Genomic DNA, 972 nt, shown 5'->3' on the forward strand with positions numbered 1-972 from the left:
GAAGAAAAAGGATTCTTGAGGAACATAGGTAACATGCTTTCGCAATTGCTGAAACGGAATATCTAAATGATTCATCTTCCCATAACGAATAACTCCCTCTGAAGGAGCATAAAAATTGACCAGTAATTTGGCCAAAGTTGATTTTCCCGAACCGCTGACTCCTACCAAAGCAATTTTGCTTTTAGGTGGTATCGTGCAAGAAATATTGTTTAACGTTTGTGCTTTCATGTTATAAGAAAAGGATACGTTCTCTAAAGTAATTCCTTCTCGAAATATTTGATTGGAAATTTCACCGAATGAAGAATCATTTGTTTTCTCTGGCTCAATTGCAAATATTTCGTTTAAGCGCTTATTAGCTACTTGTGCTGTCTGCATTTTAACTTGCAAGTTGATAATATTCTGTAAGGGATCCGTGAAGAAAACCAATAATGCATTGTAAGTAATAAGCTGACCAAGGCTAATTTTCCCTTCCATTACGTAAAAAGAACCTAACCACAGAATAAGTGCACTGCTAATTAATTGAATAGTATGTTTAATTCCTTGTTGTACGTTGTCTAAGGTAACCGTCCGAAAGGATTTTTTCATTAATTTGATAAATTCTCTATCTACTCGATCATATACTTTTTCTTCCCCACTATAGGCTTTAATAGTTTCAATCCCCTTTAAGCTTTCAATAATACTTGAATTTAGGGTAGCACCAGCAGCCATTTCTTCTTGATTGGCTTTCTCATAGCTCTTGACGAAAGCTAGAATAGCGACTACATAAAAGGGCAATGAAGCCAAAGTGAGTAAGAATAACGTTCCATTTTGAATCGCCAAGGTAATTCCTACCAATAGCACCATACCTATATCTAAAAAAACAGATAAAGTAGCACTGGCAAGTGCATCGATAATTTTATTTGCATCTAAAAAGCGAGAGATAATTTCTCCTGATTTCCGGGTTGCGAAAAAGTTCATTGGTAACGTGAGTAC

Annotated in this window: 1 protein-coding gene; it reads right to left on the reverse strand. The window is 35.6% G+C overall.

Translation table 11 applies throughout. The features are described from left to right. A partial coding sequence (locus KQI94_RS16120; protein WP_216454660.1) for an ABC transporter transmembrane domain-containing protein occupies window positions 1-972 on the reverse strand: 972 nt, incomplete at both ends.

This window comes from Enterococcus sp. S183_ASV_20, assembly GCF_018919685.1.
GTDB lineage: Bacteria > Bacillota > Bacilli > Lactobacillales > Enterococcaceae > Enterococcus > Enterococcus faecalis.